At 72.0% G+C, this 25,410-nt stretch carries 19 protein-coding genes and 1 pseudogene; 13 read left to right on the forward strand and 7 right to left on the reverse strand.

The genetic code is table 11. The features are described from left to right. The first annotated feature begins 94 nt into the window (after positions 1-94). The 3 genes from cobT (at position 95) to ABZ098_RS02345 (ending at position 3,744) form a co-directional block, all read left to right on the forward strand. Positions 95-1,177 (forward strand): nicotinate-nucleotide--dimethylbenzimidazole phosphoribosyltransferase, encoded by a 1,083-nt coding sequence (gene cobT / locus ABZ098_RS02335; RefSeq protein ID WP_356586373.1) that lies wholly within the window; start codon positions 95-97, stop codon positions 1,175-1,177. An 86-nt stretch (positions 1,178-1,263) separates the two neighbouring features. Continuing rightward, on the forward strand, positions 1,264-3,024 hold the full coding sequence (locus tag ABZ098_RS02340) for a phosphatidylglycerol lysyltransferase domain-containing protein (protein WP_356586375.1): 1,761 nt from the start codon (positions 1,264-1,266) through the stop codon (positions 3,022-3,024). 24 nt (positions 3,025-3,048) lie between these two features. Further along, the gene (locus ABZ098_RS02345) at positions 3,049-3,744 is read left to right on the forward strand and encodes a hypothetical protein (RefSeq protein ID WP_356586377.1); all 696 of its coding nucleotides are present in this window, start codon (positions 3,049-3,051) and stop codon (positions 3,742-3,744) included. Positions 3,745-4,001: 257 nt separating this feature from the next. Here ABZ098_RS02345 and ABZ098_RS02350 read toward each other — a convergent pair whose 3' ends face one another. Further along, positions 4,002-4,757, reverse strand: a complete 756-nt coding sequence (locus ABZ098_RS02350; protein WP_356586379.1) for a hypothetical protein — start codon at positions 4,755-4,757, stop codon at positions 4,002-4,004. 73 nt (positions 4,758-4,830) lie between these two features. On the opposite strand from ABZ098_RS02350, the gene ABZ098_RS02355 reads away from it, so the two are divergent. Further along, entirely contained in the window at positions 4,831-5,613 is a 783-nt protein-coding gene (locus ABZ098_RS02355) for an adenosylcobinamide-GDP ribazoletransferase (protein WP_356587591.1), read from the forward strand. Here ABZ098_RS02355 and ABZ098_RS02360 read toward each other — a convergent pair. Next, entirely contained in the window at positions 5,610-6,389 is a 780-nt protein-coding gene (locus ABZ098_RS02360) for an endo alpha-1,4 polygalactosaminidase (protein ID WP_356586381.1), read from the reverse strand. The genes ABZ098_RS02355 and ABZ098_RS02360 overlap by 4 nt on opposite strands. A gap of 194 nt (positions 6,390-6,583) precedes the next feature. On the opposite strand from ABZ098_RS02360, the gene ABZ098_RS02365 reads away from it, so the two are divergent. From ABZ098_RS02365 to sucB, 3 genes are all read left to right on the forward strand, one after another. Continuing rightward, positions 6,584-8,110, forward strand: coding sequence for a leucyl aminopeptidase (locus tag ABZ098_RS02365; RefSeq protein WP_356586383.1), 1,527 nt, complete (start codon positions 6,584-6,586; stop codon positions 8,108-8,110). Between the two features lie 312 nt (positions 8,111-8,422). Continuing rightward, a complete protein-coding gene (gene lpdA, locus ABZ098_RS02370) occupies positions 8,423-9,811 on the forward strand; it encodes a dihydrolipoyl dehydrogenase (RefSeq protein ID WP_356586385.1) in 1,389 nt (462 codons plus the stop codon). Positions 9,812-9,884: 73 nt separating this feature from the next. Continuing rightward, positions 9,885-11,687 (forward strand): 2-oxoglutarate dehydrogenase, E2 component, dihydrolipoamide succinyltransferase, encoded by a 1,803-nt coding sequence (sucB, locus tag ABZ098_RS02375; protein WP_356586387.1) that lies wholly within the window; start codon positions 9,885-9,887, stop codon positions 11,685-11,687. A gap of 58 nt (positions 11,688-11,745) precedes the next feature. Here sucB and ABZ098_RS02380 read toward each other — a convergent pair whose 3' ends face one another. After that, positions 11,746-12,411, reverse strand: coding sequence for a hypothetical protein (locus ABZ098_RS02380; protein ID WP_356586389.1), 666 nt, complete (start codon positions 12,409-12,411; stop codon positions 11,746-11,748). Positions 12,412-12,625: 214 nt separating this feature from the next. Between ABZ098_RS02380 and ABZ098_RS02385 the strand changes: the two genes are divergently transcribed. From ABZ098_RS02385 to ABZ098_RS02400, 4 genes are all read left to right on the forward strand, one after another. Beyond that, positions 12,626-13,249 (forward strand): GntR family transcriptional regulator, encoded by a 624-nt coding sequence (locus tag ABZ098_RS02385; RefSeq protein WP_053851708.1) that lies wholly within the window; start codon positions 12,626-12,628, stop codon positions 13,247-13,249. 234 nt (positions 13,250-13,483) lie between these two features. Further along, positions 13,484-16,186 carry a pyruvate dehydrogenase (acetyl-transferring), homodimeric type gene (gene aceE, locus ABZ098_RS02390; protein ID WP_356586391.1) on the forward strand — a complete coding sequence of 901 codons (2,703 nt, stop codon included), beginning with the start codon at positions 13,484-13,486 and terminating at the stop codon, positions 16,184-16,186. A 93-nt stretch (positions 16,187-16,279) separates the two neighbouring features. Further along, positions 16,280-17,254: a YafY family protein gene (locus ABZ098_RS02395; RefSeq protein ID WP_356586393.1), complete on the forward strand. Its 975-nt coding sequence runs from the start codon at positions 16,280-16,282 to the stop codon at positions 17,252-17,254. Positions 17,255-17,310: 56 nt separating this feature from the next. After that, positions 17,311-17,829, forward strand: coding sequence for a DUF4240 domain-containing protein (locus ABZ098_RS02400; protein WP_356587593.1), 519 nt, complete (start codon positions 17,311-17,313; stop codon positions 17,827-17,829). 248 nt (positions 17,830-18,077) lie between these two features. Here the strand turns inward: ABZ098_RS02400 and ABZ098_RS02405 are convergent, their stop codons facing one another. Beyond that, entirely contained in the window at positions 18,078-18,323 is a 246-nt protein-coding gene (locus ABZ098_RS02405; RefSeq protein ID WP_356586395.1) for a hypothetical protein, read from the reverse strand. 159 nt (positions 18,324-18,482) lie between these two features. Here ABZ098_RS02405 and ABZ098_RS02410 point away from each other — a divergent pair, with 159 nt between their 5' ends. Beyond that, a complete protein-coding gene (locus ABZ098_RS02410; protein WP_356586397.1) occupies positions 18,483-19,610 on the forward strand; it encodes a peptidoglycan bridge formation glycyltransferase FemA/FemB family protein in 1,128 nt (375 codons plus the stop codon). Positions 19,611-19,632: 22 nt separating this feature from the next. Here ABZ098_RS02410 and ABZ098_RS02415 read toward each other — a convergent pair whose 3' ends face one another. Further along, a complete protein-coding gene (locus ABZ098_RS02415; RefSeq protein WP_356587595.1) occupies positions 19,633-20,454 on the reverse strand; it encodes a peptidoglycan recognition protein in 822 nt (273 codons plus the stop codon). A gap of 1,652 nt (positions 20,455-22,106) precedes the next feature. Here ABZ098_RS02415 and ABZ098_RS02420 point away from each other — a divergent pair. Then, complete coding sequence (locus tag ABZ098_RS02420) at positions 22,107-23,291, forward strand: MarP family serine protease (protein ID WP_356586399.1); 1,185 nt, start codon at positions 22,107-22,109, stop codon at positions 23,289-23,291. A gap of 56 nt (positions 23,292-23,347) precedes the next feature. On the opposite strand, the pseudogene ABZ098_RS02425 reads toward ABZ098_RS02420, so the two are convergent. Both ABZ098_RS02425 and ABZ098_RS02430 read right to left on the reverse strand, forming a co-directional pair. Further along, positions 23,348-24,576, reverse strand: a pseudogene (locus ABZ098_RS02425) (RNA-guided endonuclease TnpB family protein). Positions 24,577-24,909: 333 nt separating this feature from the next. Further along, positions 24,910-25,398, reverse strand: coding sequence for a GNAT family N-acetyltransferase (locus ABZ098_RS02430; protein ID WP_356586401.1), 489 nt, complete (start codon positions 25,396-25,398; stop codon positions 24,910-24,912). Between the last annotated feature and the right edge of the window lie 12 nt (positions 25,399-25,410).

Raw genomic sequence — 25,410 nt, forward strand, 5'->3', positions numbered from 1 at the left:
CAAAACGGAACGTATGGGATCACCATCCCTGGTGCAATGACGTCATGGCCCCGTGGCGCCCCCGCGTTCGATCAGGGCCGGTACTGTTCGGCGAATGAGCTCGCTTAATCTCGACGACTTCTCCGATCTGATCGAACGCCCCGACGGCGGGGTGCGTCGCGACGCCGAGGCGCGCAGGGAGCGTCAGATCGTGCCGCCCGGGGCGCTGGGCCGCCTCGACGACCTGGGTGAGTGGCTGGCCGCGGCACAGGCGGCGGTACCGGTACGGCCGATCGAACGGCCGCGGGTCGTGCTGTTCGCCGGTGACCACGGGATCGCCGAACTGGGCGTCTCGGGCCGGGCCGCGGGCAGTGCCTCGGAGTTGGTGCGGGAGGTCCTGGAGGGCGGCCGTCCGGTGTCGGTCCTCGCGCGGCGCCTCGGTGTGCCGGTGCGGGTCGTCGACATGGCGCTGGACTGCGATCCGGCCGAGCTGCCGGAGGACGTCGTACGGCACCGGGTACGGCGCGGCAGCGGTCGGATCGACGTCGAGGACGCGCTGACCGCGCAGGAGGCGGAGGCCGCCTTCCGGGCCGGGATCGCGGTGGCCGACGAGGAGGCCGACTCCGGTACGGATCTCGTGGTGCTCGGCGATGTGAGCGTGGGCGGGACCACGGCGGCCGGGGTGCTGGTCGCCGCGCTGTGCGGGACCGACGCGTCCGTGGTGACCGGGCGCGGCGGGACCGGGATCGACGACCTGGCGTGGATGCGCAAGTGCGCGGCGATCCGGGACGCGCTCAGGCGGGCGCGGCCGGTGCTCGGGGACCAGTTGCAACTGCTGGCGACCGTCGGCGGCGCCGACCTCGCGGCGATCACGGGTTTTCTCCTCCAGAGCGCGGTGCGCAAGCTGCCCGTCGTGCTGGACGGAGTGGTCGTGGCCGCCTGCGCGCTGGTGGCGCAGCGGATCGCGTTCCGGGCGCCGGACTGGTGGCTGGCCGGCCAGAACAGCGGTGAGCCGGGGCAGTCGAAGGCGCTGGACCGGATGGCCCTGGAGCCGCTGCTCGACCACGGCGTGACGGTCGGGGAAGGCGCGGGCGGCCTCCTCGCGCTGCCGCTGGTGCAGGCCGCGGCCGCGCTGGCCGCCGAGCTGCCGGAGAGGCCCACCGTTGCTTCCGACGAGCCGGAGGACAAGGACGAGTAGGCGGGTTCGGCCGGTCGGGCACCGCCGGGATGCGCCGTCGTGGCTGAGCGCCGCCGCGGCCAAGAAGAGGGGCATGATCCCTTTTCATGGGAGATGTCCTGAACTCCGGTACCCGTCGACCGTCCACCACCGCGTCCCGGCGGGCCGCCGGTTTCGCCGTCTGGTACCTGCGGGTCGTCGCGTTCGTCAACTTCCTCAGTGCGGTGTGGGTGTCGCTGGGGCAGGACGTGCGGCGGCACAACCAGGAGGACTACTTCACGCCGTATCTGCTGACGGCGGGCTTCGCCTCCGGGGTGTTCACGGCCTTCCTCGCCATCACCATGCGGCGGCGCAAGCGCGCGGCGTGGATCCTGAACCTGGTGCTGTCGGGGGCGTTCCTCGCGCTGTTCGTCCTCGCGATGGCGTTCCCGGAGATCCGGCGGTACGCGCAGAACTGGATCTCCCTGTTCCTCACCGCCGCCTTCGTGGTGGCCCTGCTGGTGGGGCGGCGGGAGTTCTACGCCAAGGGCGACCGGTCCAACCCGCGGCTCGCCGCCGTCGTGGCCGTGGGCGGACTGCTCGTGTGCTCGCTGCTGGCCGCGCTGCTGGTGACCGTCACCAACCAGGCGTCGAGGTCGTCGGCGTTCGGGGAGCGGTGGTGGTACGGCACGCTGCGGCTGGTCTCGGTCGCCGCCGACGACTCCCGCTTCGACGGGATCCTGACGCCGAACTGGGTCAACGTCGTCATCAACGTGCTCAGCACGCTCCTCGTCCTCGCCGTCCTCTACGCCGCCTTCCGCTCCCGGCGTGCCGTCGACCCGCTCACCGAGGACGACGAGCGGCGCCTCAGGGAGCTCCTCGACCGGCACGGTGAGCGGGACTCGCTGGGGTACTTCGCGCTGCGCCGGGAGAAGAGCGTCGTCTGGTCGCCGACCGGGAAGGCGGCCGTGACCTACCGGGTCGTCGGCGGGGTCTCGCTGGCCTCCGGCGACCCGATCGGCGACCCGGAGGCCTGGCCGGGGGCGATCGAGCCGTGGCTCGCGGAGGCGCGGGCGCACGGGTGGCTGCCGGCGGTGATGGGCGCGGGCGAGGACGCGGGGACGGTGTACGCGCGGCACGGTCTGAACGCGCTGGAACTGGGTGACGAGGCGATCGTCGAGGTCGCCGAGTTCACTCTGGAGGGCCGTGCGATGCGGACCGTACGGCAGGCCTACAACCGGGTGAAGCGGGCCGGGTACACGGTACGGATCCGGCGCCACGAGGACATCCCCGCCGAGGAGATGGAGGCGCTGGTGCGGCGGGCCGACGACTGGCGGGACGGGGCCACCGAGCGCGGGTTCAGCATGGCGCTGGGGCGGCTCGGGGACCCGGAGGACGGCCGGTGCGTGGCGCTGGAGTGCAGCGACGGCGACGGGGAGCTGAAGGCGGTGCTCTCCTTCGTGCCGTGGGGGCCGCACGGGCTCTCCCTCGACCTGATGCGCCGGGACCGCGACGCGGACAACGGCCTCATGGAGTTCATGGTCATCGAGCTGCTGAACCGGGCCCGGGAGATCCAGATCACCCAGGTCTCGCTCAACTTCGCGATGTTCCGTTCGGTCTTCGAACGTGGAGCGCGTCTTGGCGCCGGACCGGTGCTGCGGCTGTGGCGGTCGCTGCTCAGCTTCTTCTCCCGCTGGTGGCAGATCGAGTCGCTGTACCGGGCCAACGCCAAGTACCGGCCCATCTGGGAGCCGCGGTTCCTGCTCTTCGAGAAGAGCGCGGACCTGCCGCGCATCGGCATCGCCTCGGCGCGCGCGGAGGGGTTCCTGGAGGTGCCGGGGCTGCCGAAGTGGCTGCGGCGCCGGGAGCACTTGAGCACGCACAGATGAGGACCGCCGGATGAGGACCCTGGGATGAAGAGGCTCGCCCGCTGGGCCCGCGCGGAGTGGGGTGACCTGTACGCCGCCGTGCGCGGGCCACTGCGGCGGCGCGGGTGGCGGGCGGTCCCCCTGGCCCTGACGGCCGTGGGTCTGACGGCGGCCCTGCACTTCGTGCACAACCAGTCGTGGGGCTACGACCTCGTCCAGGACGCGGGTGCCGTACGCGCCGCGGATCCCCTCTGGACGGCCCTCCTCCGCACCCCCCTCTCCCTGTTCGTACCGGCCCTGGACCTGCCGGTGTGGGGTGCCCTGGCGCAGATCCTGTTCGTGTTCGGGATCGCCGAGATCTGTCTGGGTCGGTGGCGGACGCTCACGCTGGCGTACACGGCCACGCTCGCCGGCACGCTGTACGCGCGCGTGGGCGTCTGGCTGGGCCCCGACAGCCCGCTCGGCCTGCCCGCCTCGGACGCCCACGTCGTCGACACCGGCCCGTCGGCGGCCGTGGTGGGGCTCGCCGTCTTCCTGGGCTGGCGCTACGGCGCCCGTTTCACCGCGGCGGCCGTGATCGCGGCGATGGTGGCCGAGGTGCTGGTGAAGGAGAACCTCGCCGGCAAGGAACACCTCGCGGCGATCGCGGCGATGCTGCTGGTGTGCGCGATCTCGGCCACACGCCGACGCCGTGACCGGGCCCGGGCCGGGACCGTTTCCGGACGCCCCCGGCGGGGCTGAGCCCGGACAGTCCCACGCGCCGCCTCAGCACCGGTCGGCAGACCAGGGCCCTTGGAGACCAACGGGCACGGAGTCCGGCTGGATCGCCCAGCCTCGTGCAACCGTGGTGGGGTCTTCGGGTGGGGAGGGGGTTGGTGGTCCTGGCCGGCCGGCGGTTGCCTGTCGGTGCGGCTGGAGTCGGATGGGCTGTGGGTGTCTGTCGGTTGCGAGACCGGCAGCGAACCCTCCGCCCCCGACCCCACAGACGCCCGCGGCCGTCAGCGCCCGAGTGGTCGGGCCGGGTCCGGTTTGCCGGCGATCAGGTCCTGGAACTTGCGGCGGGGGCCCGACCAGCGTCTGTCGTGGTGGTAGGCGCGCAGTATGGCTCGGGCGCGGGCGCGCGGGCGGCGGGCGTAGAAGCGGCGGGCCCAGGGGGAGCCGGGGCGGGCCAGTCGGATCAGGCCGATGAGTCCGACGAGCGGGACGATCACGCTGAAGATCGCCATCCGGGTCTTGCCCTTGATCAGGACGAGCATCGCGAACACGAAGTTGACCACCACGCTGCTGATGACGCCACCGCGGTCCTGTGCCTCGTCCTGCGTCACGTCGTTGACGCCGAACGGCGAGAATCCCGCGAGCACCAGGCCGACCAGCGCCACGGTGAGCACGACGACCTCGACGCTCTTGCGGCCCTCCTCGCTCCAGTACACGTCGTCGAGGTGCAGGATCAGCGCGAACTCGTCGAGCACCAGCCCCGCGCCCATCCCGAAGACGACCGCGCACAGCCCCGCCCCGAAACCGTGCCGCCCGCTCGCGACCGCGCCGAAACCGCCGATCACGGTGAGGACGACGCCCGGCACCACGTGGTGGATGTGCACGCCCCCGGAACTGACGTTGCCGAAGGGCCCCTTGCCCGCCCGGATGAGCCGGGTGATGACCCGGGTGATCACGAAGGTGAGCACGAACGCGGTCAGGGCGAGGAGCAGCGGCAGCTTGCCGGGTTCGACGATGTTGCGGTGCAGCCAGTGGCCCATGGACCCAGTGTCCGGTCGGAAGGGGTGGGCCGCCCGGCGGCTACGGCGTCCGGGCTACCCTGCCGACGTGTCCATGACCCCGCCCCCGCTCGACGGCCTCCGCTTCGCCTTCGGCACCCTCAGCGTGCTCCCCGTGAAGGTGACCCGCTGGGACAGGGAGGCGGCACGCGGCGGAATGCTGTGCGCTCCGCTGGTCGGGGTGGCGCTGGGGTGCGGGTCCGCGGCGGTGGGTCTCCTGCTCCTGTCCCTGGGGGCCTCCGCGCTGCTCGCCGCGGTCGCCACGGTGGCCGTACCGGCCGTCCTCACGCGGGGCCTGCACCTCGACGGCCTCGCGGACACCGCCGACGGCCTGGGCAGCGGCAAGCCCGCCGAGGACGCCCTGCGGATCATGAAGCAGTCGGACATCGGCCCGTTCGGGGTCATCGCGCTCGTCCTCGTGCTCCTCGCCCAGGTGGCCGCGCTGTCGCAGACCTACGACGACTCGTGGGCGCGGGGCGCGGTGGCGGCGGTGGTCTCCGCGACGGCCGCGCGCCTGGCCCTGACGGTGGCGGCCCGCGCGGGAGTCCCGCCGGCCCGGCCGGAGGGGCTGGGGGCCGCGGTGGCGGGGGTCGTCCCGGTGCGGGGCGCGGTACTGTTGGCCGCCGCCGTGTCGCTGGGCGCGGCCGGGGCGGGGGCGCTCCTCGGGTCGTACGACGTCGTCCGCGCGGTCCTCGCGGTCGCCGCCGCCGTGGGTGTGGCCGAGGTCCTCCTGCGGCACTGCACGCGCCGCTTCGGCGGGGTGACCGGGGACGTGTTCGGAGGGCTGGCGGAGACGGCGGCGACGACAGCCCTGGTGGTCCTGTCGCTGAACTTCTAGCAGGCCTCGCGCCACGCGCCGAGCTCGTACTTCTTCAGCATCGAACTCAGCTTCAGACGCCGGGACTCGGCGCAGAAGCGGCTGGTGGGGAGCTCGTACTCGACGTGCAGGACGGCCTTGTCCGCCGCGATGAACGGCTTCATGTCCCCGCACTCTTCGTACTGCGCGCACTGCTCGTTGACCGCGAAGTCGAAGTCGCCGACCAGTTCCGGGATCTGGTCGAGGTCGTTCTTCAGGCCGACGGACATGCCGCGGTCGTGGGCCAGTTCCGCGATCAGGCGGTTGTAGCGGAGCTGGTCCGCCGCCGTCAGCCGGAAGCCCGTGCGGTTCTTGTAGCCGTCCATGTTGTCCGGCTCCACCGCGTCGAAGCCCTTCTCACGGCACATGTCGAGGCGCTCCGCCATGAGAGGTTCCAGGACGTCCGTGGCGCGGATGTCGAGCCAGCGCTCCCCCTCCCAGCCGTTGCCGCGCCCGATCACCGACTCGGGGAACCTGTCTGCGTCGGGCCGCCAGTCCTCCCACGCGCCCGTGGAGAGGTAGCAGATGACCTTGCGGCCCTTGTCGTGCAGCGAGGACACCACGGCCTTCGACTGGTCGAAGCCGTCGATGTCGTACACCGGGACGTCCACGGACGTGTCGACGCGGCCGGTCAGCTGCCACTGCCAGGCGGTGCCGGGGCTCGGCCGCCAACGGGCGTCGGCCGGAGGGGAGTCGGGAGCGGTCGAGCATCCGGCCACCAGGAGCAGCAGGGCGACGAGCAGGAGAGGGCGCTTCAAGGGGTGGGCTCCAGGGCGTGCGGAACGAGCGGCGGCCGACCCGAGCGTAGGCTCTTCCCGGGTGGTCGCCGACAGGGGTGAAGGCCCCGATCGGGACCCGTGTTCGGACACGAAATAGGGTCGGCCGTCGGGCCCGGTCGACCCACCCGCTCGACCAGAAGCGAACTTCTCATCGGAAGCGAGAACTCACCACCGTGACTGCTCTGACTCTCAGCACCTCCGCGGCGCCCGGCCTGCGGGCCGACGCGATCGTGATCGGTGTCGCCAAGGGCGCGAAGGGCCCGGTCGTGGCTCCGGGCGCCGAATCCGTGGACAAGGCCTACGACGGCAGGCTCGCCGGTGTCCTGGAGACGCTCGGTGCCTCCGGCGCCGAGGGCGAGGTGACGAAGCTGCCCGCGCCCTCCGGCCTCAAGGCCCCGCTCGTGGTGGCGGTCGGCCTGGGCGGCGAGCCCGAGAAGGACTCCTCCTTCGCCCCGGAGGCACTGCGCAAGGCGGCCGGTGTCGCCGCCCGCGCGCTGTCCGGCGCGAAGAAGGCCGCGTTCGCCCTCCCGCTGGCCGACGCCGCCGACCTCGGCGCGGTCGCCGAGGGCGTGCTGCTCGGCGCGTACTCCTTCGACGCCTACAAGGAGAACGGCAAGGACCCCAAGGCGAAGAACGGCAAGGCGCCGCTGGCCGAGGCCGCTCTGCTGGGCGGCAAGCCGCGGGACGCCAAGTACAAGGCCGCGCTCGCCCGGGCCGTCGCGGTCTCCGAGGAGCTCAACCGCGCGCGCGACCTCATCAACATGCCGCCGAACGACCTGAACCCCGAGGCCTTCGCCGCGATCGTGCAGACGGCGGGCAAGGAGCACGGCCTCAAGGTGCAGGTGCTCGACGTGAAGGCCCTGGAGAAGGGCGGCTACGGCGGCATCCTGGGCGTCGGCGCCGGGTCGGCGTCGGGGCCGCGGCTGGTGAAGCTGTCGTACACCTCGTCCAAGGCCAAGAAGCACCTCGCGCTGGTCGGCAAGGGCATCACCTACGACTCGGGCGGCATCTCGCTGAAGCCGGCGGGCCACAACGAGACGATGAAGTGCGACATGAGCGGCGCGGCGGCGGTGTTCGCGGCCGTGGTCTCGGCCGCACGGCTGGGCCTCGAGGTCAACGTGACCGGGTGGCTGGCGCTGGCCGAGAACATGCCGTCGGGGTCCGCGACGCGCCCCGGTGACGTGCTGCGGATGTACAGCGGCAAGACGGTGGAGGTGCTCAACACCGACGCCGAGGGCCGGCTGGTGCTCGCGGACGCCCTGTGGGCGGCCTCGGCGGAGAAGCCGGACGCGATCGTGGACGTGGCGACGCTGACCGGGGCGATGATGCTCGCCCTCGGCAGCCGGACGTTCGGGATCATGGCCAACGACGACGCGTTCCGCACGGCGGTGCACGAGGCCGCCGAGGAGGTCGGGGAGCCCGCGTGGCCCATGCCGCTGCCCGAGCACCTGCGCAAGGGGATGGACTCCCCCACCGCCGACATCGCGAACATGGGTGAGCGGATGGGCGGCGGACTGGTCGCCGGGCTCTTCCTGCGGGAGTTCGTGGGCGAGGGCATCCCGTGGGCGCACCTCGACATCGCGGGGCCGGCGTTCAACGACGGGGGGCCGTTCGGGTACACGCCCAAGGGCGGTACGGGGTCGGCGGTGCGCACGCTGGTGCGGCTCGCCGAGCTGACCGCGTCGGGTGACCTGGGCTGACGGTCACCCAGTAGCTCGGCTCCTGAGGGGCGTGGGCGGCTGCCGGCCCGTCGTGGCTCGTCGCGCAGTTCCCCGCGCCCCTCGCGTGTCTCACCGGGCCCCCTGTCGAAAGTCTCACCGGGGCCTGCCTTCTCATGTGAGCGTGTGGTGTCTCACACCCCGGCCCGGCGTCTCGTTCGGTGCCGACAAGTGCGAAGATGGGGCTCGGCAGGACAGGGCCCCCACACAGGGCCGAAGAAAGAGCGGCCGGACACCAGCCGCCGCCCGGTCACTGGAGACCGGCGTACGGCGCACATGCATGGAGGACGTGACGTGGCGAACGACGCCAGCACCGTTTTCGACCTAGTGATCCTCGGCGGTGGTAGTGGCGGTTACGCCGCGGCCCTGCGCGGGGCGCAGCTGGGGCTTGACGTCGCCCTGATCGAGAAGGACAAGGTCGGCGGTACCTGCCTGCACCGGGGATGCATCCCCACCAAGGCCCTGCTGCACGCGGGCGAGATCGCCGACCAGGCCCGCGAGAGCGAGCAGTTCGGTGTGAAGGCCTCCTTCGAGGGCATCGACATCGCCGGGGTGCACAAGTACAAGGACGGCGTGATCGCCGGCCTCTACAAGGGCCTCCAGGGGCTCGTCGCCTCCCGGAAGGTCCACTACATCGAGGGTGAGGGCCGGCTGTCGTCGCCGACCTCCGTCGATGTCAACGGCCAGCGCGTCCAGGGCCGCCACATCCTGCTCGCGACCGGCTCCGTGCCGAAGTCGCTGCCGGGCCTGGAGATCGACGGCAACCGGATCATCTCCTCCGACCACGCCCTCGTCCTGGACCGCGTGCCGAAGTCCGCGATCATCCTGGGCGGCGGTGTCATCGGCGTCGAGTTCGCCTCCGCGTGGAAGTCCTTCGGTTCCGACGTGACCGTCATCGAGGGCCTCAAGCACCTCGTCCCGGTCGAGGACGAGAACTCCTCCAAGCTTCTGGAGCGCGCGTTCCGCAAGCGCGGGATCAAGTTCAACCTCGGCACCTTCTTCCAGAAGGCCGAGTACACCCAGGACGGCGTCAAGGTCACCCTCGCCGACGGCAAGGAGTTCGAGGCCGAGGTGCTGCTGGTGGCCGTCGGCCGCGGGCCCGTCTCCGCCGGTCTCGGCTACGAGGAGCAGGGCGTCGCGATGGACCGCGGCTACGTCCTGGTCGACGAGTACATGCGCACCAACGTCCCCACCATCTCCGCCGTCGGTGACCTGGTCCCCACGCTCCAGCTCGCGCACGTCGGCTTCGCCGAGGGCATCCTGGTGGCGGAGCGTCTGGCCGGTCTGAAGACCGTTCCGATCGACTACGACGGTGTCCCGCGGGTGACGTACTGCCACCCCGAGGTCGCCTCCGTGGGCATCACCGAGGCCAAGGCCAAGGAGATCTACGGCGCGGACAAGGTCGTCGCTCTGAAGTACAACCTGGCGGGCAACGGCAAGAGCAAGATCCTCAACACCTCGGGCGAGATCAAGCTCGTCCAGGTGAAGGACGGTGCCGTGGTCGGCGTCCACATGGTCGGCGACCGCATGGGCGAGCAGGTCGGCGAGGCCCAGCTGATCTACAACTGGGAAGCGCTGCCGGCCGAGGTCGCCCAGCTCATCCACGCCCACCCGACGCAGAGCGAGGCGCTCGGCGAGGCCCACCTGGCCCTGGCGGGCAAGCCGCTGCACTCGCACGACTGATCCCTCGGTCGAGAAGCGACTCCGTCGCAGCGACGACACAGACTTCCGCAATTCGTTAGGAGCAACCGAAACCATGGCGGTTTCCGTAACCCTTCCGGCGCTCGGCGAGAGCGTCACCGAGGGCACCGTCACCCGCTGGCTGAAGGCCGAGGGTGAGCGCGTAGAGGCCGACGAGCCGCTGCTCGAGGTCTCCACCGACAAGGTCGACACCGAGATCCCCTCCCCCGCCGCCGGCGTCCTGGCCTCCATCAAGGTCGCCGAGGACGAGACGGTCGAGGTCGGCGCCGAGCTGGCCGTGATCGACGACGGCACGGGCGCCCCGGCCGCCGAGCAGGCCCCGGCCGCCGAGCCGGTCGCCGAGCCCGCCCCCGAGCCGGCCGCGGCCGCGCCGTCCACCGAGCAGGCCGCCCCGGCGCCCGCTCCCACCGCCGAGGCCGCTTCCGGCGGCGGCAGCGCCGAGGGCACGGACGTCGTCCTGCCCGCGCTCGGCGAGTCCGTCACCGAGGGCACCGTCACCCGGTGGCTGAAGGAGGTCGGCGAGGAGGTCGCGGAGGACGAGCCCCTGCTCGAGGTCTCCACCGACAAGGTCGACACCGAGATCCCGTCGCCCGCCGCCGGTGTGCTGCTGGAGATCGTGGTCGGCGAGGACGAGACCGCCGAGGTCGGCGCCAAGCTCGCCGTCATCGGTGCCCCGGGTGCGGCTCCGGCCGCTGCCCCGGCCCCCGCCGCTCCCGCCCCGGCCCCGGCTGCCGAGGCCCCGGCTCCGGCACCCGCTCCCGCGGCTCCGGCGCCCGCTCCGGCTCCGGCCCCGCAGGCGCCCTCGGCCCCGGCTCCGCAGCAGCAGACGGCTCCGGCTCCCGACCCGGCGCCCTCCGCCCCGGCTCCGGCGCCCGCCCCGGTCACCCCGGCCCCGGCTCCCGCCGCGACCTCCGGTGACGACGGCGCCTACGTGACCCCGCTGGTGCGCAAGCTCGCCGCCGAGAACGGCGTCGACCTGGCCGGCGTCAAGGGCACCGGCGTCGGCGGCCGTATCCGCAAGCAGGACGTCGTCGCCGCCGCCGAGGCCGCGAAGGCCGCCGCCGCTGCTCCGGCTCCGGCCGCTGCCGCCGCCCCGGCCGCCGCCGCGAAGAAGGCTCCGTCGCTGGAGGCCTCTCCGCTGCGTGGCCAGACCGTCAAGATGCCGCGCATCCGCAAGGTCATCGGCGACAACATGGTCAAGGCGCTGCACGAGCAGGCGCAGCTGTCCTCGGTCGTCGAGGTCGACGTCACCCGTCTGATGAAGCTGCGCGCCCGCGCCAAGGACGCGTTCGCGGCCCGTGAGGGCGTCAAGCTCTCCCCGATGCCGTTCTTCGTCAAGGCCGCGGCCCAGGCGCTGAAGGCGCACGCGCCGATCAACGCCAAGATCAACGAGGGCGAAGGCACGATCACCTACTTCGACACCGAGAACATCGGTATCGCGGTGGACTCCGAGAAGGGCCTGATGACCCCGGTCATCAAGCACGCGGGCGACCTCAACATCGCCGGCATCGCCAAGGCCACGGCGGAGCTCGCGGGCAAGGTCCGCGCCAACAAGATCACGCCCGACGAGCTGTCCGGCGCGACCTTCACCATCTCCAACACCGGTTCGCGCGGTGCGCTCTTCGACACGATCATCGTGCCGCCGGGCCAGGTCGCGATCCTCGGCATCGGTGCCACGGTCAAGCGTCCGGCTGTCATCGAGACCGAGGAGGGCACGGTCATCGGCGTCCGCGACATGACCTACCTGACCCTCTCCTACGACCACCGTCTGGTGGACGGCGCCGACGCGGCCCGTTACCTGACCGCGGTCAAGGCGATCCTGGAGGCGGGCGAGTTCGAGGTCGAACTCGGCCTGTAAGGCACGTCGCTCGTACGGTGCCCCCGTCCGGTTTCCGGGCGGGGGCACCGGCGTGTGATCACCGGGGAGTCAGCGTCCGGTCCGACCAGCCCCACAGCTCTTCCACCCACACGTTGGGGACGGACAGCTCGGGCGCGGGCGTGAGGTGCTTGGTGCGGTACGCCTTCAGGACGTCGTAGGTGGCGTCGAGGCAGTCCCGCGAGGTGAGCTTGCCGGTCCTCGGGTCCACGCCGACGAGGAACCCGCGCGCCTCGACCGTACGGATCATGTTCCGGGCCCGCCTCACGTCGTAGGTCGAGGACTTCGTGCAGCGGTAGCGGGTGTACGGGTGCTCCGACGTCCCGGGATAGTGCGCGTCCGTGGACATCTCACCGAGCATGCGGTCGTACGACCCCTCCGCGTGCCAGGCTCCGATGTCGCCGCCCGGCGGGGTGTACAGCTTTCCGCTGGGATTCTCGACGGCGCCGTAGACCCAGCGAGCGGTGCCCGGGACCTTGAAGCCCCAGCCGACGTGCCCGAACCTCTGGGCGCCGTCGGGTTTGACGAACACGCAGGCGGCTCCCCTGCTCACGGCCGCCGCGCCCGCCATCCCCGTGATCGCTGCGGTGCTGGTCGGTGTCGTCTCCGCCGTCGCCCGTGCGGCCGGCTGTCCGCAGCCCGCCACGCCGACGACCGCGCCGATCACGGCCGCCACGGCCAGTCCCCGTCGTCCCCCGATGTGCATGCCGTCCCCCTGTGGTGCGATGGGGCGCCCCGCGTGGGAACCCCCTGACCAACGCGACACACCGGGAAGCCGCGGGGTTCCGTGTCTTGACAGAAGGCGTGCGGCTGGGAGCGTGTAAGCCTCGTCTCACCTGCATGAAAGCGCCCCCGTGCGCCCCTCCCGGACGGGCCCTCGGCCTTATTGTCTTTACGTCAAACGCCCTTAAGGAGCTCTCATGACCGCGCCCGTCGTCCACTCGCTGCGCGAACAGATCCGCGAGCACATCGTGGAGGGGATCGTCAGCGGGCGCTGGCAGCCGGGCGAGCGGATCGTGGAGCGTCGTATCGCGACCGAGCTGGAGGTCAGCCAGACGCCGGTGCGGGAGGCGCTGCGCGAGCTGGAGTCGCTGCGGCTGATCGAGTCCGCGCCGAACAAGGGCGTACGGGTGCGGAACCTGACGGCGGCCGACCTGGAGGAGAGCTACCCGGTCCGGGCCGGTCTGGAGGCGATCGCGGCCGAGCTGGCGGCGGAGAAGCTGGCGCAGGACTGCTCGGCCCTGGAGCCGCACGTCGCCGCGCTGTACGAGGCGGACCGGGACTCCGACGGCACCGGGCAGGTGCGGCACACGGTGGGTTTCCACCGCGAACTGGTGCGGGCGGCCGGCAACTCGGTGCTGCTGCACACCTGGGAGGGCCTGGGCATCGAGGTGTTCACCGCCCTGTCGATCCGCTGGCTGGGGACGGTCCAGCAGTCGTACGCGGAGGAGCACGAGGAGCTGGTCGCCGCCTTCAAGCGCCGGGACCCGCGGATCCCGGAGATCGTGAAGGCGCACGTCCTGGGATGCGCGCCGCGGGCCTGACGCAGTCGAGCACACCCACGCTCACCTGCGAAAACACATCCTGAAGTCGGCACGGCGTGCCTGCCGCGGAGGCACCGAGTGCCGACTTTCTCGTGATCGAGAAGTTTTACCCTGAATGCTTTGATCGATCATCGATCAGGGAGTTAGAGTCGCCGACGGGCTTCTACCGAGGCCCCACTGCCCTGTCCTGCCAAAGACCAAGGGCACCCCCCTTCGACTGAGGAAGGCGGCGACATGACCGACCCCAACGCCATCCAGCCGAGCGAGCTCGACCAGCTCCCCGACCGGGACCCCGAGGAGACCGCCGAATGGCAGGCCTCCCTGGACGCGGTCGCCAAGGCGGCCGGCCCGCACCGTGCCGCGTACCTGATGCGCCGCACGCTGGAGAGGGCGGAGGGCAACGGCATCGCGCTGCCGAAGCTCCTCGAGACGGACTACGTCAACACCATCCCCACCTCCGCCGAGCCGGGCCTGCCCGGTGACCCGGAGATGGAAGCCCGTATCACCGCGTGGAACCGCTGGAACGCGGCCGCGATGGTCACCCGCGGCGCCAAATACGGCGTCGGCGGCCACATCGCCACCTTCGCCTCCGCGGCCTGGCTCTACGAGACCGGCTTCAACCACTTCTTCAAGGGCAAGGAGGCCGACGGGTCCGGCGACCAGCTCTACATCCAGGGCCACGCCTCCCCCGGCATCTACGCCCGCGCCTTCCTCGACGGCCGGCTGACCGAGCACCACCTCGACCACTTCCGCCGCGAGTCGGGCGGCGACGGCCTCCCGTCGTACCCGCACCCCCGCCGCCTGCCCTGGCTGTGGGAGTTCCCGACGGTCTCCATGGGCCTCGGCCCGCTCTCCGCGATCTACCAGGCGCGCTTCAACCGCTACCTGACGGCCCGCGGCATCAAGGACGTCTCCGACTCCCACGTCTGGGCCTTCCTCGGCGACGGCGAGATGGACGAGCCGGAGTCGACCGCGGCACTCGCACTGGCTTCGCGCGAGGGCCTCGACAACCTCACCTTCGTCATCAACTGCAACCTCCAGCGCCTCGACGGCCCGGTCCGCGCGAACTTCAAGATCGTGCAGGAGCTGGAGGCCCAGTTCCGCGGCGCCGGCTGGAACGTCGTCAAGTCCCTGTGGGGCAACGCCTGGGACGAGCTCTTCCAGCTCGACACCACCGGCGCGCTCGTACGACGGCTGCGCGAGGTACCCGACGCGCAGGTGCAGACGTACCAGACGCGGGACGCCGCCTACATCCGCCAGGACTTCTTCGGCAAGGACCCGGCGCTCGTCGAGATGGCGAAACTGCTGTCCGACGACAAGATCCTCGAGTGCTTCCACCTCTCCCGCGGTGGCCACGAGGCGCGCAAGGTGTACGCCGCCTACAAGGCCGCCGTCGAGTTCAAGGGTGCGCCGACCGTGATCCTGGCCCAGACGGTCAAGGGCCACACCCTCGGTGAGGGCTTCGCGTCGAAGAACGCCAACCACCAGATGAAGAAGCTCTCGGTGGACGAGTTCAAGACCATGCGCGACCTCCTCGAACTGCCCATCAAGGACAGCGACTTCGTCGACGGCGTGGTCCCCTACGGCCACCCGGGCGCCGACTCCCCCGAGGTGCGCTACCTCCAGGAGCGCCGCGCGGCCCTCGGCGGACCGGCCCCGGCCCGCCGCGTCCACCCGGTCGCCCCGCTGCCGGCCCCCGCGGAGAAGGCCTTCGCCGCCTTCGACAAGGGCTCCGGTTCGCAGAACGTCGCGACCACGATGGCCTTCGTCCGGCTCATCAAGGACCTGGTCCGCGACAAGGAGACCGGCAAGCGCTGGGTGCCGATCGTCCCCGACGAGGCGCGCACCTTCGGCATGGAGAGCCTCTTCCCGTCCCTCGGGATCTACTCGCCCAAGGGCCAGACGTACGAGCCGGTCGACCGCGACCAGCTCATGTACTACAAGGAGGCCCAGAACGGCCAGATCCTCAACGAGGGGATCACCGAGGCCGGTTCGATGGCCGACTTCATCGCCGCTTCGACGTCGTACGCGACGCACGGCGAGGCGATGATCCCGTTCTACATCTTCTACTCGATGTTCGGCTGGCAGCGCACGGCCGACCAGATGTGGCAGCTCGGCGACCAGCTCGGCCGCGGCTTCCTCGTCGGCGCCACGGCGGGCCGTACGACACTGACGGGCGAGGGCCTCCAGCACGCCGACGGTCACTCGCCGGTGATCGCGGCGACGAACCCGGCGGCGCTGACGTACGACCCGGCGTTCGCCTACGAGGTCGCCACGATCGTGCGCGACGGCATCCGCCGCATGTACGGCGAGGCCGCCCCCGGCGAGGACCAGAACGTCTTCTACTACCTGACGGTCTACAACGAGCCGCTCCCGCAGCCCGCCAAGCCGTCCGCTCCCGGCATCGACGAGGGCATCGTCAAGGGCCTGTACCGCTTCAACACCGCGGAGTCCGCGGGCCTCGCCCCGGCCGCGAACGCCCCCCGCATCCAGCTCCTGGGCTCCGGCACCGCGATCCACTGGGTCCTCAAGGCGCAGCGGATGCTGGCCGAGGAGTGGGGCGTGGCGTCCGACGTGTGGTCCGCGACGTCCTGGTCGGAACTCCGCCGTGACGCGCTGGAGGCCGACGCCGGTCTGCTGCGCGGCGAGGAGCGCATCCCGTACGTCCGCCAGACGCTGCACGGTGCCGAGGGCCCGGTGCTCGCGGTCTCCGACTACATGCGCCAGGTCCCCGACCAGATCGCGCAGTGGGTCGAGCAGGACTGGTCCTCGCTCGGCGCGGACGGCTTCGGCCTCTCCGACACCCGCGAGGGCGCCCGCCGCCACTTCGGCGTCGACGCGGAGTCCGTCGTGGTCGCGGCCCTGGCTCAGCTCGCCCGGCGCGGTGAGGTGAAGGCGACGGCGGTGAAGGAAGCCCGGGAGAAGTACGGGCTGTGAGGGTCTGAGCTTCGGCGCTTCGATTCATTCCGTGAAGGGGTACGGCTGCTGCCGTGCCCCTTCGCTGTCAGTGGGCCCCGGCATCATGGCCGTATGCGTGCTGCCCGGCTCATCAAGATGGTGCTGTTGCTCCAGTCCCGGCCCTCCATGACCGCCGCCGAGCTGGCGCGGGAGCTGGAGGTGTCGGAGCGGACGGTGACCCGGGACGCGCAGGCGCTGTCGGAGGCGGGGGTGCCGGTGTACGCCGACCGGGGGCGGGCCGGGGGGTACCGACTGATCGGCGGGTACCGGACCCGGCTGACCGGCCTGGCCCGCGGCGAGGCCGAGGCGCTGTTCCTGTCCGGTGTGCCGGGGGCGCTGCGTGAGATGGGGCTGGAGGACGCCGCCTCCGCCGCCCGGCTGAAGGTGTCCGCCGCGCTGCTCCCCTCCCTCAGCGACGCCTCCCGTACGGCCGCCCAGCGCTTCCATCTCGACGCGCCCAACTGGTTCACCGAGCCCAAGTCCCCGGACCTGCTGCCCGCAGTCGCCGGCGCGGTGTGGGACGACAGGCCGGTCACCGCGCGCTACCGCGGCCGGGAGGGCGAGGTGGAGCGGGAGCTGGAGCCGCACGGGCTCGTGCTCAAGGCGGGCGTCTGGTACCTGTGCGCGCGGGTCCCGGACGGCGGTTCCTTCCGGGTGTACCGGATCGACCGTTTCACCGCGGTGACGGCTGGCGAGGGCCGTTTCGCGCGCGACGAGGAGTTCGACCTGCCCGGCTTCTGGGAGGAGCAGGCCGAGCGGTTCGCGCGCTCGATCCTGCGCGCCGAGGTCGTCGTACGGCTGTCCGGGGACGGGGTGCGGCGACTTCCGTACGTCGTCGATCCGGCGTCCGCGCGGGAGGCGCTGGCGTCCGCGCGAGCGGCCCACGAGGACGGATGGCTGACCGTGACGCTCCCCGTGGAGTCCGAGGAGGTCGCCCACACGCAGTTGGCGGGGCTCGGTCCGGAGGTGGAAGTGCTGGCTCCGGAGAGTCTGCGGGCGCGGTTCGCCGACGACGCGAGACGGCTGGGCCGCCTGTACGGGACATAACAATCCGCCGCACTCCACGTGCGCCCCACCCCTCCAGGCACGATGCTGGACCCGTGATGGACGAGACGGAGTTCTGGGAGCTGGTGGACGCCACCCGCGAGGCCGCCGAGGGCGACCCGGAGGAACAGGCCGACCTGCTCGTGGACCGGCTGCTCGGGCTGGACCCGGAGATGGTCCTCGACTTCGCCCGTCACTTCGAGGCCCGCTTCAACCGCGCGTACACCTGGGACCTTTGGGGTGCGGCCTGGATCCTGCTGGACGGGGCGAGCGACGACGCCTTCGACTTCTTCCGGTGCTGGCTGATCGGCCAGGGCCGCGAGGTGTACGAGGGCGGTGTGCACGACCCCGACTCGCTCGCCGGCCTGCTGGCCGACTTCGACGAGGAGATCGACGGCGACGGCGAGGAACTGGGCTACGCGGCCGACGAGGCCTACGAGCAGCTCACCGGTACCGTCGCTCCCGATCTGGGCATCCCGCCCGCGCCTTCCGAGCCGTTGGGCGCGCCGGTCGACCTGGAGAGCGACCGGGTGCTGGCGGAGCGGTATCCCAAGCTGTGGGAGCGGTTCCGGGGCTAAGGCCTGGCTTTCGGATCAGCTCGGCGTGGCGGGGTCCGGCACGCACTCCCCCAGCGGGGTGCCCCAGCCGCGTTGTCGTCGGTTGCCGACTCCCCCGCGCTCGAACAGCCTCGCGCGGGAGGGCCCCGTCGCGTCGTCGCCCTCCTCCGCCTTGCAGCCGCAGGCACCAGACCCCGCTCGGCTCGGCCGGAAGGCCCGTCCCTCCAGGCCGTCCTGATCCGCAAGACGGGCCCCGGCCGCCGTGTGCCTCAGGCCGCCGGCGTGGCCCTGCGCCGGGTGGTGTCCGCCGGGATGTACGCCTGCGTCCGGTCGGCCTTCACCGCGTGGTGCATGGGGGCCGCGTTGGCCTGGTCGAGCGCGGAGGCGGTGACGGCGGCCGGGCCGAGGAGCACGGCCGCGACGGCGCAGACGACCGCCCAGGGGCCGCGGGCGGTCCGGATCCAGCCGCCGGCCTTCTCCGTGGCGCTTCTGGTGTTCATGTGACTGCTGTTCATGTCTTCCCCACCTCCAGTCAGTGCGTGTGCCTGACGATAGGGCGGCTGTTTCGGCATGGTCCGTGAGCCGCCTACGAGGAACCTGTGAGGGCTCGGGCTCTTGACCCCTGCCGTCACTCCCGGCGTACCGTGGCCGCCCCGAACAGGAGCACCCCGCCCATGACCGGCCCGTACGTGCGCGAGATCACGCGCGAGGAACATCTCGCCCACCTGCGGCTGCACCCCGACGCGAGCCATCTCCAGATCCCCGAGTGGGCCGGTGTGAAGCCCGACTGGCTGGCGGAGAGCGTCGGCTGGTTCGAGGACGGGACGCTGACCGCGACGGCGCTCGTCCTGTACCGGCCGCTGCCCGGCACCCGGCGCTGTCTCGCCTACCTCCCCGACGGGCCCACGATCGACTGGCTGGGCCCGCGTCCCGAGCGCCTGCTGGATCCCCTGGTCGCCCACCTGGAGAAGCGCGGGGCGTTCTCGGTGCGCATCGGGCCCCCCGTAGTCGTCCGGCACTGGGACGCCGGGACGGTCACGGCGGGCATGGCCGACCCCGAGGTCCACCACGTGCGCGAGCTGCCCGCGACCGGCGTCGACGGGTTCGCGCTGGACGCCGGGGAGCGGCTGCGCGGGCTGGGGTGGCGGCGGTGCGCGGCGGACGAGGACAGCGGCTTCGGCCCGGGGCAGCCGCGGTACGGCTGTCAGATCCCGCTGGCGGGCCGCTCGGTGGACGAACTGCGCGAGGCCCTCGCACCGCACTTCGAACAGGCCCTGCGCACGGCCGAGTCGGCGGGAGTCCGGGTCTCCTGGGGCACGGCCGCCGATCTGCCCGACTTCTACCGCCTCTACACCGCGACCGCCGCCCACGACGGCTTCCGGGCCCGCCCACCCGCCTACTTCCGGCGCATGTGGGAGGCCCTGAACGCCGAGGATCCCGACCGCTTGCGGCTCTATCTCGCCGAGTACGACGGCGAGGTGCTCTCCGCCGCGCTGATGATCAACGTCGGCTCCCGGGTCTGGCACTCCTACGCCGCGTCCGGTCGCCGGGGGCGGGAGGTGCGGCCCAGCAGCGCGCTGCTGTGGCGGATGCTGTGCGACGCGCGGGCGGCCGGGGCCACGACGTACGACCTGCGTTCCGTCACCCCCTCCCTCGGCGAGGGCCGTCTGCTGGGCCGGCTCCGCTTCAAGACGGGTGCGGGGGGCCGGGTCGTGGAGTACCTGGGCGAGTGGGAACGGCCGGTGGGGCTTCAAGGGCGGGTGTTGCAGCGGGCGTTGGGGATGTATCTCGGCCGCAGGTGACCCGGGCGGGGCGGTCGGTGGGTCACGTCCTGCCCTGGAGGCGGGCCGCCCTCTCCCTGATCTCCGGCAGCCGGGCTTCGAGGGCGGCGCCGGGGCAGGTCGTCATGTAGGCGTCGCCGTGGGCCGCGAGGGCGGGGAGCGCGGCGGTGGTGCCGGCTTTGTAGCGGCTGAGGCTGTTGCTGGAGGTGAGCCGGACGGTGGTGCGCGGGTCGATGTCGGCGAGGCCGAGTTTCCAGGCGGCCAGGGCGGCGATCGCGTCGGTCATCGCCCGGGGGACGGGGACTGAGGCGGTGAAGGTACCCAGGGCGGCGATGCCCGCGGTGCGGTGGTTGAAGCCCAGGGTGTGGGCGCCGGTGACGGGACGGTCGACACCGCCCGCACGGCCCTCGTAGATGGTGCCGCAGCGGTCGACGAGGAAGTTGTAGCCGATGTCGTCCCAGTCCCGGGCGCCGGTCTGGCCTGCGGCGAGGTAGCGGATGATGCGGGGCGTGTCCGCGCAGTCGTAGTCGTTGGGCGAGTCGGTGTGGTGCACGAAGACGGCGAGCACCTTGTCGTCGTAGCGCGGGGGCGGCGGGGTACGGGCGGCGGTGTTCCCCTCACCGCCCAGGGCCCACACCGCCCTGGCCACGATGTGCGGCCTGGCCGCGCCCGGCGTCACGGTCACTGTTCCCTCCCGTGCCGCCGCGACGGCCCCGGCAGACCTGCCGTCAACGGCACGCTCCACCCCCTTGACGCACAGCACGAGCCCGACAACGACGGCGAGCCCGGGAAGACAGCCGACCAGTATCCGCCCGGCCCGGGACACCCGCGGGCGGGTCCGGGCCCGGGCTGGGGGTGAGGGGATCGCGGGGCGAGCGGGGGCAGGGGGGCGGACGGGGGCCGTGGGTGGGGAGCTCTGCTCGGCCTCGGCCCCGGCGATCGGTTCGGACAGTTGCTTGTCGCTCAGTGCGGCAGGCTCGGTGAGCCCGGCGGAAGCGGAAGCCCCGGCGGAGGCGGCAGATCCCCCGGAAGGCGTTACCCCGGCTGGGTGGGAGGGGGCTCCGGGGGAGGCGTCGGCGCGGGGCGGGAGGGCGTTCCGGGCAGAGCGGAGGAGCCGGCCCCAGGGGCGGAAGGGACCCCCTAGTCCGGCGGAGACATCACCCCGAGAGAGGCGGGACGGGACCCCAGGCCCGGCAGAGACAGCCCCGTCGGGGCGGGAGGGGGCCATGGGCCCGGGAGGGGTGTCGGGGCCGGCAGGGGCGTCGGGCCCGGCGGGGCGGGACGGGACCCGAGGCCCGGCCGAGACAGCCCCGGCGGGGCGGGAAGGGGCAACGGGCCCGGCAGGGGCGTCGGGGCCGACGGGGGCGCCGGGCCCGGCGGGGCGGGAAGGGGCCACAGTCCCGGCAGGGGTGTCGGGGCCGGCGGGGTGGGACGGGACCACAGGCCCGGCAGAGGCATCAGCCCCGCGGGGCGGGAGGGAGCCCTGGGTCCGGCGGAGGCGTCGGCCCCAGGGTCGGGACCGTGCCCAAGGTCGGGCGGAGACATCAGCCCCGGCGAGGGAGGACGAGACGCCAGACCCGGCGGAGGCATCACCCCCAGCAGCGCGAGACGGGACCCCGGACCCGGCAGAGGCATCACCCCCAGCGGGGCCGGAGGGGGCTGTAGGTCCGCTAACGGCATCAGCTCCGGCGAGGCGAGAGGGGATTCCGGGCCCGGCGGAAGCATCAGCCCCAGCAGCACGGGACGGGACCCCCGACCCAGCAGAGACATCACCCCCAGCAGCGCGAGACGGGACCCCCGACCCAGCAGAGACATCACCCCCAGCAGCGCGAGACGGGACCCCCGACCCAGCAGAGACATCACCCCCAGCAGCACGGGACGGGACCCCCGACCCAGCAGAGACATCACCCCCAGCAGCGCGAGACGGGACCCCCGACCCGGCAGACGCATCGCCCCCAGCGGCAGTGACCCCAAGCTCACCGGATTGCGAAGGGCCGGAAGGCGCCCCGGTTGGGGCAGAGGTCTCTGGCCCGGCAGGGACCGTATGCCCGGCGGACGCCTCCTGCTCGGCGGCGGCAGGACTGGTCGCGTTCGGCCCAGCCGCAGCTCCCTGAGCACCCTCTGCAACGGGAACCGTGGGTCTGGCGGACGCCGACGGGGCGGGGGCGTCGGGGACGTGTGGAGCGCGGGCCGTAGGACCGGCCGGGGGCGGTCGCTTGCGGGGTTTGCGGGGAAGTCGGTGCAGCAGGGCGAGGACTGTTCCGCTCGCGTGGCGTATGCGGGTCGGGCGGCGCCTTCGTATTCCCCGGGCTCTTCGGACACGCATGGTCCCACTGTGGGACGGATCCGCCGCGCCCGCGATGTGTGCTGTGCCACCCGGTGGAACCATCGTCCTGGTCCGCGACGTTTTTCCAGGTGCACGCACGCGTGGCCGGTTCCCTGTGCCACGCGTGCGCGTAGCTGATCACTGGACGCCTCGCCTGCGTACTGAAGGTTCCGAGAGAGAAGGGCGGCTCCGTGGACGTGCTCGACATCCTGCTGTTGCTGGTGATCGCCGCTTATGCGGCCTCCGGCTACCGGCGCGGCCTGGTGGCCGGCTGCGTCTCGTTCGCCGGTTTCGTCGGCGGCGCGGTCGTGGGCGTGTGGGTGCTGCCGTGGATGATGGACCTGGTGACACCGGGGAGCACGGCCGCGACGGTGACCGCGGTGCTGACCGTGCTGGTCCCGGCCGCCGTGGGGCACGAGCTGGCGGGCCGCCTGGCGCTCAGGCTGCGCCGGGAGCTGGACGAGGGACCGCTGAGGGTGGCCGACGGGGTCGGCGGGGCCGTGGCCAACTCCGTGGCGGTGCTGATCGTGGCGTGGGTCGCAGCCAGTGTGCTCGGTGCGTCCTCGTCCCCGCTGGTCACCACGGCCATCCGGGACTCCCGTCTGCTCGGCGCCGTCCAGGACTCCATGCCGGAGACCACGCCGTCCTGGTTCTCCCGGGCCACCTCCGCGCTCACCGAGGCGGGCTTCCCGCAGGTCTTCAACCCGTTCGAGAACGAGTCGACGGCCGAGGTCGCGAAGCCCACCGGAGACAGCGTCACCGCCGCCGCCACCGACGCCGCCAAGCTCAGCACCGTCAAGATCGAGGGCGCTTCCGGCACCCAGGGCCGTGAGGGCAGCGGCTTCGTGTACGCGCCGCAGCACGTGATGACCAACGCCCACGTGGTGGCCGGCATCGACGAGCCCAGCGTCCGGATCGGCGGGGTCGGGCAGGTGTACGAGGCACGCGTGGTGCTGTTCGATCCGGACCGGGACGTGGCCGTGCTGTACGTCCCCGATCTCCGCGCCCCCGTGCTGCGTTTCGACGACGGCGCCTCGCGGGGCGACTCCGCGGTGGTCGCGGGCTATCCGCAGGACGGCGACCTGAATCTCCAGGCGGCCACGGTCGCGGGCCGGGTCAAGGCGACCGGGCAGAACATCTACAACGACGCCACCGTCACCCGCGAGATCTACTCGATCCGCTCGACCGTGCGCCCCGGCAACTCCGGCGGCCCCCTGCTCACCACCTCGGGGAAGGTCTACGGCGTGGTCTTCGCCCGCTCCACCTCCGACGACGAGACGGGGTACGTCCTGACCGCCGCCGAGGTCGCCGGCGACGCCGAGAAGGCGGCGGACGCCACGTCACCGGTGGACACGGGCGAGCTGGTCACGTCTTGACATGCTCCTCGGGTTGAAGCCCGGGATTCCGGCCGTCCTCACCTGTTGCTGTGCTCCTACGCGGCACAGGTTCGGGTGAGGGTTCCGTGGCTTCCTGTTTCTTCGCGCTGCGCCAGAACGGGTTCTGGTCTTACCGGCGCTCCGCAGGCTGATGCCGCCAGTCCGGCGGCCTGTTTGACGTTGATCGCGGCATTGTGGTCACGGTCGTGGACGGTGTTGCAGGCAGGGCAGATCCATTCCCGTACGTGCAGGGGTTTGGGCCCGTCGCGGTGGCCGCAGGTGGAGCACGTCTGGCTGGTGGGCTCGAACCGGCCGATCCTGACGAAGGTCCGTCCGTACCGCTGCGACTTGTACTGCAGCATGGCCACGAACTGCGCCCAGCCCGCGTCGTGGACGCTCTTGGCCAGCCGGGTGCGTGCGAGTCCGGATACCGCCAGGTCCTCCACCGCGACCGCTTGGTTCTCGCGGATCAGCTGGGTGGAGAGTTGGTGATGGAACTCCTTGCGCGCGTCCGTCACGCCCGCGTGGGCGCGGGCGACCTTCAGCCGGGCTTTGGCCCGGTTCTTCGATCCCTTCTGCTTTCGGGACAGCTCCCGCTGGGCTTCTTCAGCTTCTTCTCCGCGCGGCGCAGAAACCGCGGCGAGTCGATCTTCGTGCCGTCGGAGAGGACGGCGAAGTGGGTGAGTCCCAGGTCGATGCCGACGGCGCTGCCAGGCTCCGGCTCATCCCAGCGCGCCCGGTCCGTCGCAGGGTCGGTGTCGATGACGAACGAGGCGAAGTACCGTCCCGCCGCGTCCTGAATCACCGTCACACTGGAGGGCGCGGCGGGCAGGACCCGGGACCACTTCATCTTCACCTCGCCGATCTTCGGCAGGGCCAGCCGCCCCGTCCTCGTGATCTTCCAGCGGGCGTTGGCGGTGAACCGGATCGACTGCCGAGCGTCCTTGCGCGACCTGAAACGCGGAGCACCCACCCGCTTCCCCTTGCGATCGCCTTTGAGAGAGGCGAAGAAGTTCCGGTACGCGGCATCCACATCCCGCAAAGACTGCTGCAGCACCACCGAGGAGACCTCGCCCAGCCAGCAACGCTCAACCGTGTGCCGGGCCTGGGTGATCAGCCGTTTCGACAGCTCGGCCGCGCTCGGGAACGGCAGGCCCGCGGTGCGGGCGTCCTCCCGTGCGCGAACCGCATCGTTGAACACGACCCGCGCACACCCGAACGCCCTGGCCAACGCAGCACGTTGACCGGGCTCCGGGTACAGGCGGAAAGCGTACCGAAGCTGCATTCGGCGATCGTACGAACACACACCACTCGACGTCGCCGGGAACACGTGTTCCTCGCCTAACCCCCTGGGGCCGCAGTGTTCGGCTCCGCCGAAACCACACCGTGACCCTCCACACCGCAATCACGACACTCGCGTCGCCACCGGGTTGAAGCCCGACGCACCGCGAATGAAATTCGGTAGCGCTACACCTTCCCCGATGATGAGAGGCGGTCCCTTTCGTCTTTCCGGAGGTTCCCGTGCCCGTGTTCTTCCTGATCTCGCTGCTCGTGGCGGGGGTCGCGCTCTACCTGGTGGTGCGCCGACGCCGTACGACCGCCGCGGCCGACCAGGTTCTCAGAGACGGCGCCCCATGAGCACGTCGTCCACGTACTCCCCCGCCAGCAGGAACTCCTCCGGCAGCACGCCCTCGACGGCGAAACCCTCGGACTCGTAGAGCCGGCGGGCCGGCGTGTTGTGGCCGAGGACGCGCAGGGTGAGGCGGCGGGCGCCCCGGCGGCGGGCCTCCTCGGTGACCGCGCGGACCAGGGCCCGGCCGACACCGCGCCCACGCGCCCGGGCGCTGACGACGAAGCCCTGGATCTGCCGCACATGGGCGTTCGCGCCGAGCCCGGTCGGGAAACCGAGACGGACGTACCCGAGGATGCGGCGGTCCGCCTCGGCGACCAGACAGTCGTCGGGGAGGTGCCGCTCGTCGAAGAACGGCCGGTAGGGCGGCCCCTGTTCGGGCAGGACCTCGTGCAGGGGCGACCATTCGGCACGGTCGAGACGGGCCAGTTCCTCTTCGTCGTCAGGGAGGGCGAGGCGTATGGACAGCTCGGACATGACCGTCAGCCT

The organism is Streptomyces sp. NPDC006335 (assembly GCF_040612795.1).
In the GTDB taxonomy this organism is placed as follows: Bacteria; Actinomycetota; Actinomycetes; order Streptomycetales; family Streptomycetaceae; genus Streptomyces.

Excerpts from the sequence above, each read along its gene's own strand:
- sucB (WP_356586387.1), top strand. The coding sequence starts at position 9,885 with ATGGCGGTTTCCGTAACCCTTCCGGCGCTCGGCGAGAGCGTCACCGAG.
- ABZ098_RS02350 (WP_356586379.1), bottom strand. The coding sequence starts at position 4,757 with ATGGGCCACTGGCTGCACCGCAACATCGTCGAACCCGGCAAGCTGCCG.
- ABZ098_RS02355 (WP_356587591.1), top strand. The coding sequence starts at position 4,831 with ATGACCCCGCCCCCGCTCGACGGCCTCCGCTTCGCCTTCGGCACCCTC.
- ABZ098_RS02385 (WP_053851708.1), top strand. The coding sequence starts at position 12,626 with ATGACCGCGCCCGTCGTCCACTCGCTGCGCGAACAGATCCGCGAGCAC.
- ABZ098_RS02340 (WP_356586375.1), top strand. The coding sequence starts at position 1,264 with ATGGGAGATGTCCTGAACTCCGGTACCCGTCGACCGTCCACCACCGCG.
- cobT (WP_356586373.1), top strand. The coding sequence starts at position 95 with ATGAGCTCGCTTAATCTCGACGACTTCTCCGATCTGATCGAACGCCCC.
- ABZ098_RS02410 (WP_356586397.1), top strand. The coding sequence starts at position 18,483 with ATGACCGGCCCGTACGTGCGCGAGATCACGCGCGAGGAACATCTCGCC.
- ABZ098_RS02405 (WP_356586395.1), bottom strand. The coding sequence starts at position 18,323 with ATGAACAGCAGTCACATGAACACCAGAAGCGCCACGGAGAAGGCCGGC.
- aceE (WP_356586391.1), top strand. The coding sequence starts at position 13,484 with ATGACCGACCCCAACGCCATCCAGCCGAGCGAGCTCGACCAGCTCCCC.
- ABZ098_RS02400 (WP_356587593.1), top strand. The coding sequence starts at position 17,311 with ATGGACGAGACGGAGTTCTGGGAGCTGGTGGACGCCACCCGCGAGGCC.
- ABZ098_RS02380 (WP_356586389.1), bottom strand. The coding sequence starts at position 12,411 with ATGCACATCGGGGGACGACGGGGACTGGCCGTGGCGGCCGTGATCGGC.
- ABZ098_RS02395 (WP_356586393.1), top strand. The coding sequence starts at position 16,280 with ATGCGTGCTGCCCGGCTCATCAAGATGGTGCTGTTGCTCCAGTCCCGG.
- ABZ098_RS02430 (WP_356586401.1), bottom strand. The coding sequence starts at position 25,398 with ATGTCCGAGCTGTCCATACGCCTCGCCCTCCCTGACGACGAAGAGGAA.
- ABZ098_RS02345 (WP_356586377.1), top strand. The coding sequence starts at position 3,049 with ATGAAGAGGCTCGCCCGCTGGGCCCGCGCGGAGTGGGGTGACCTGTAC.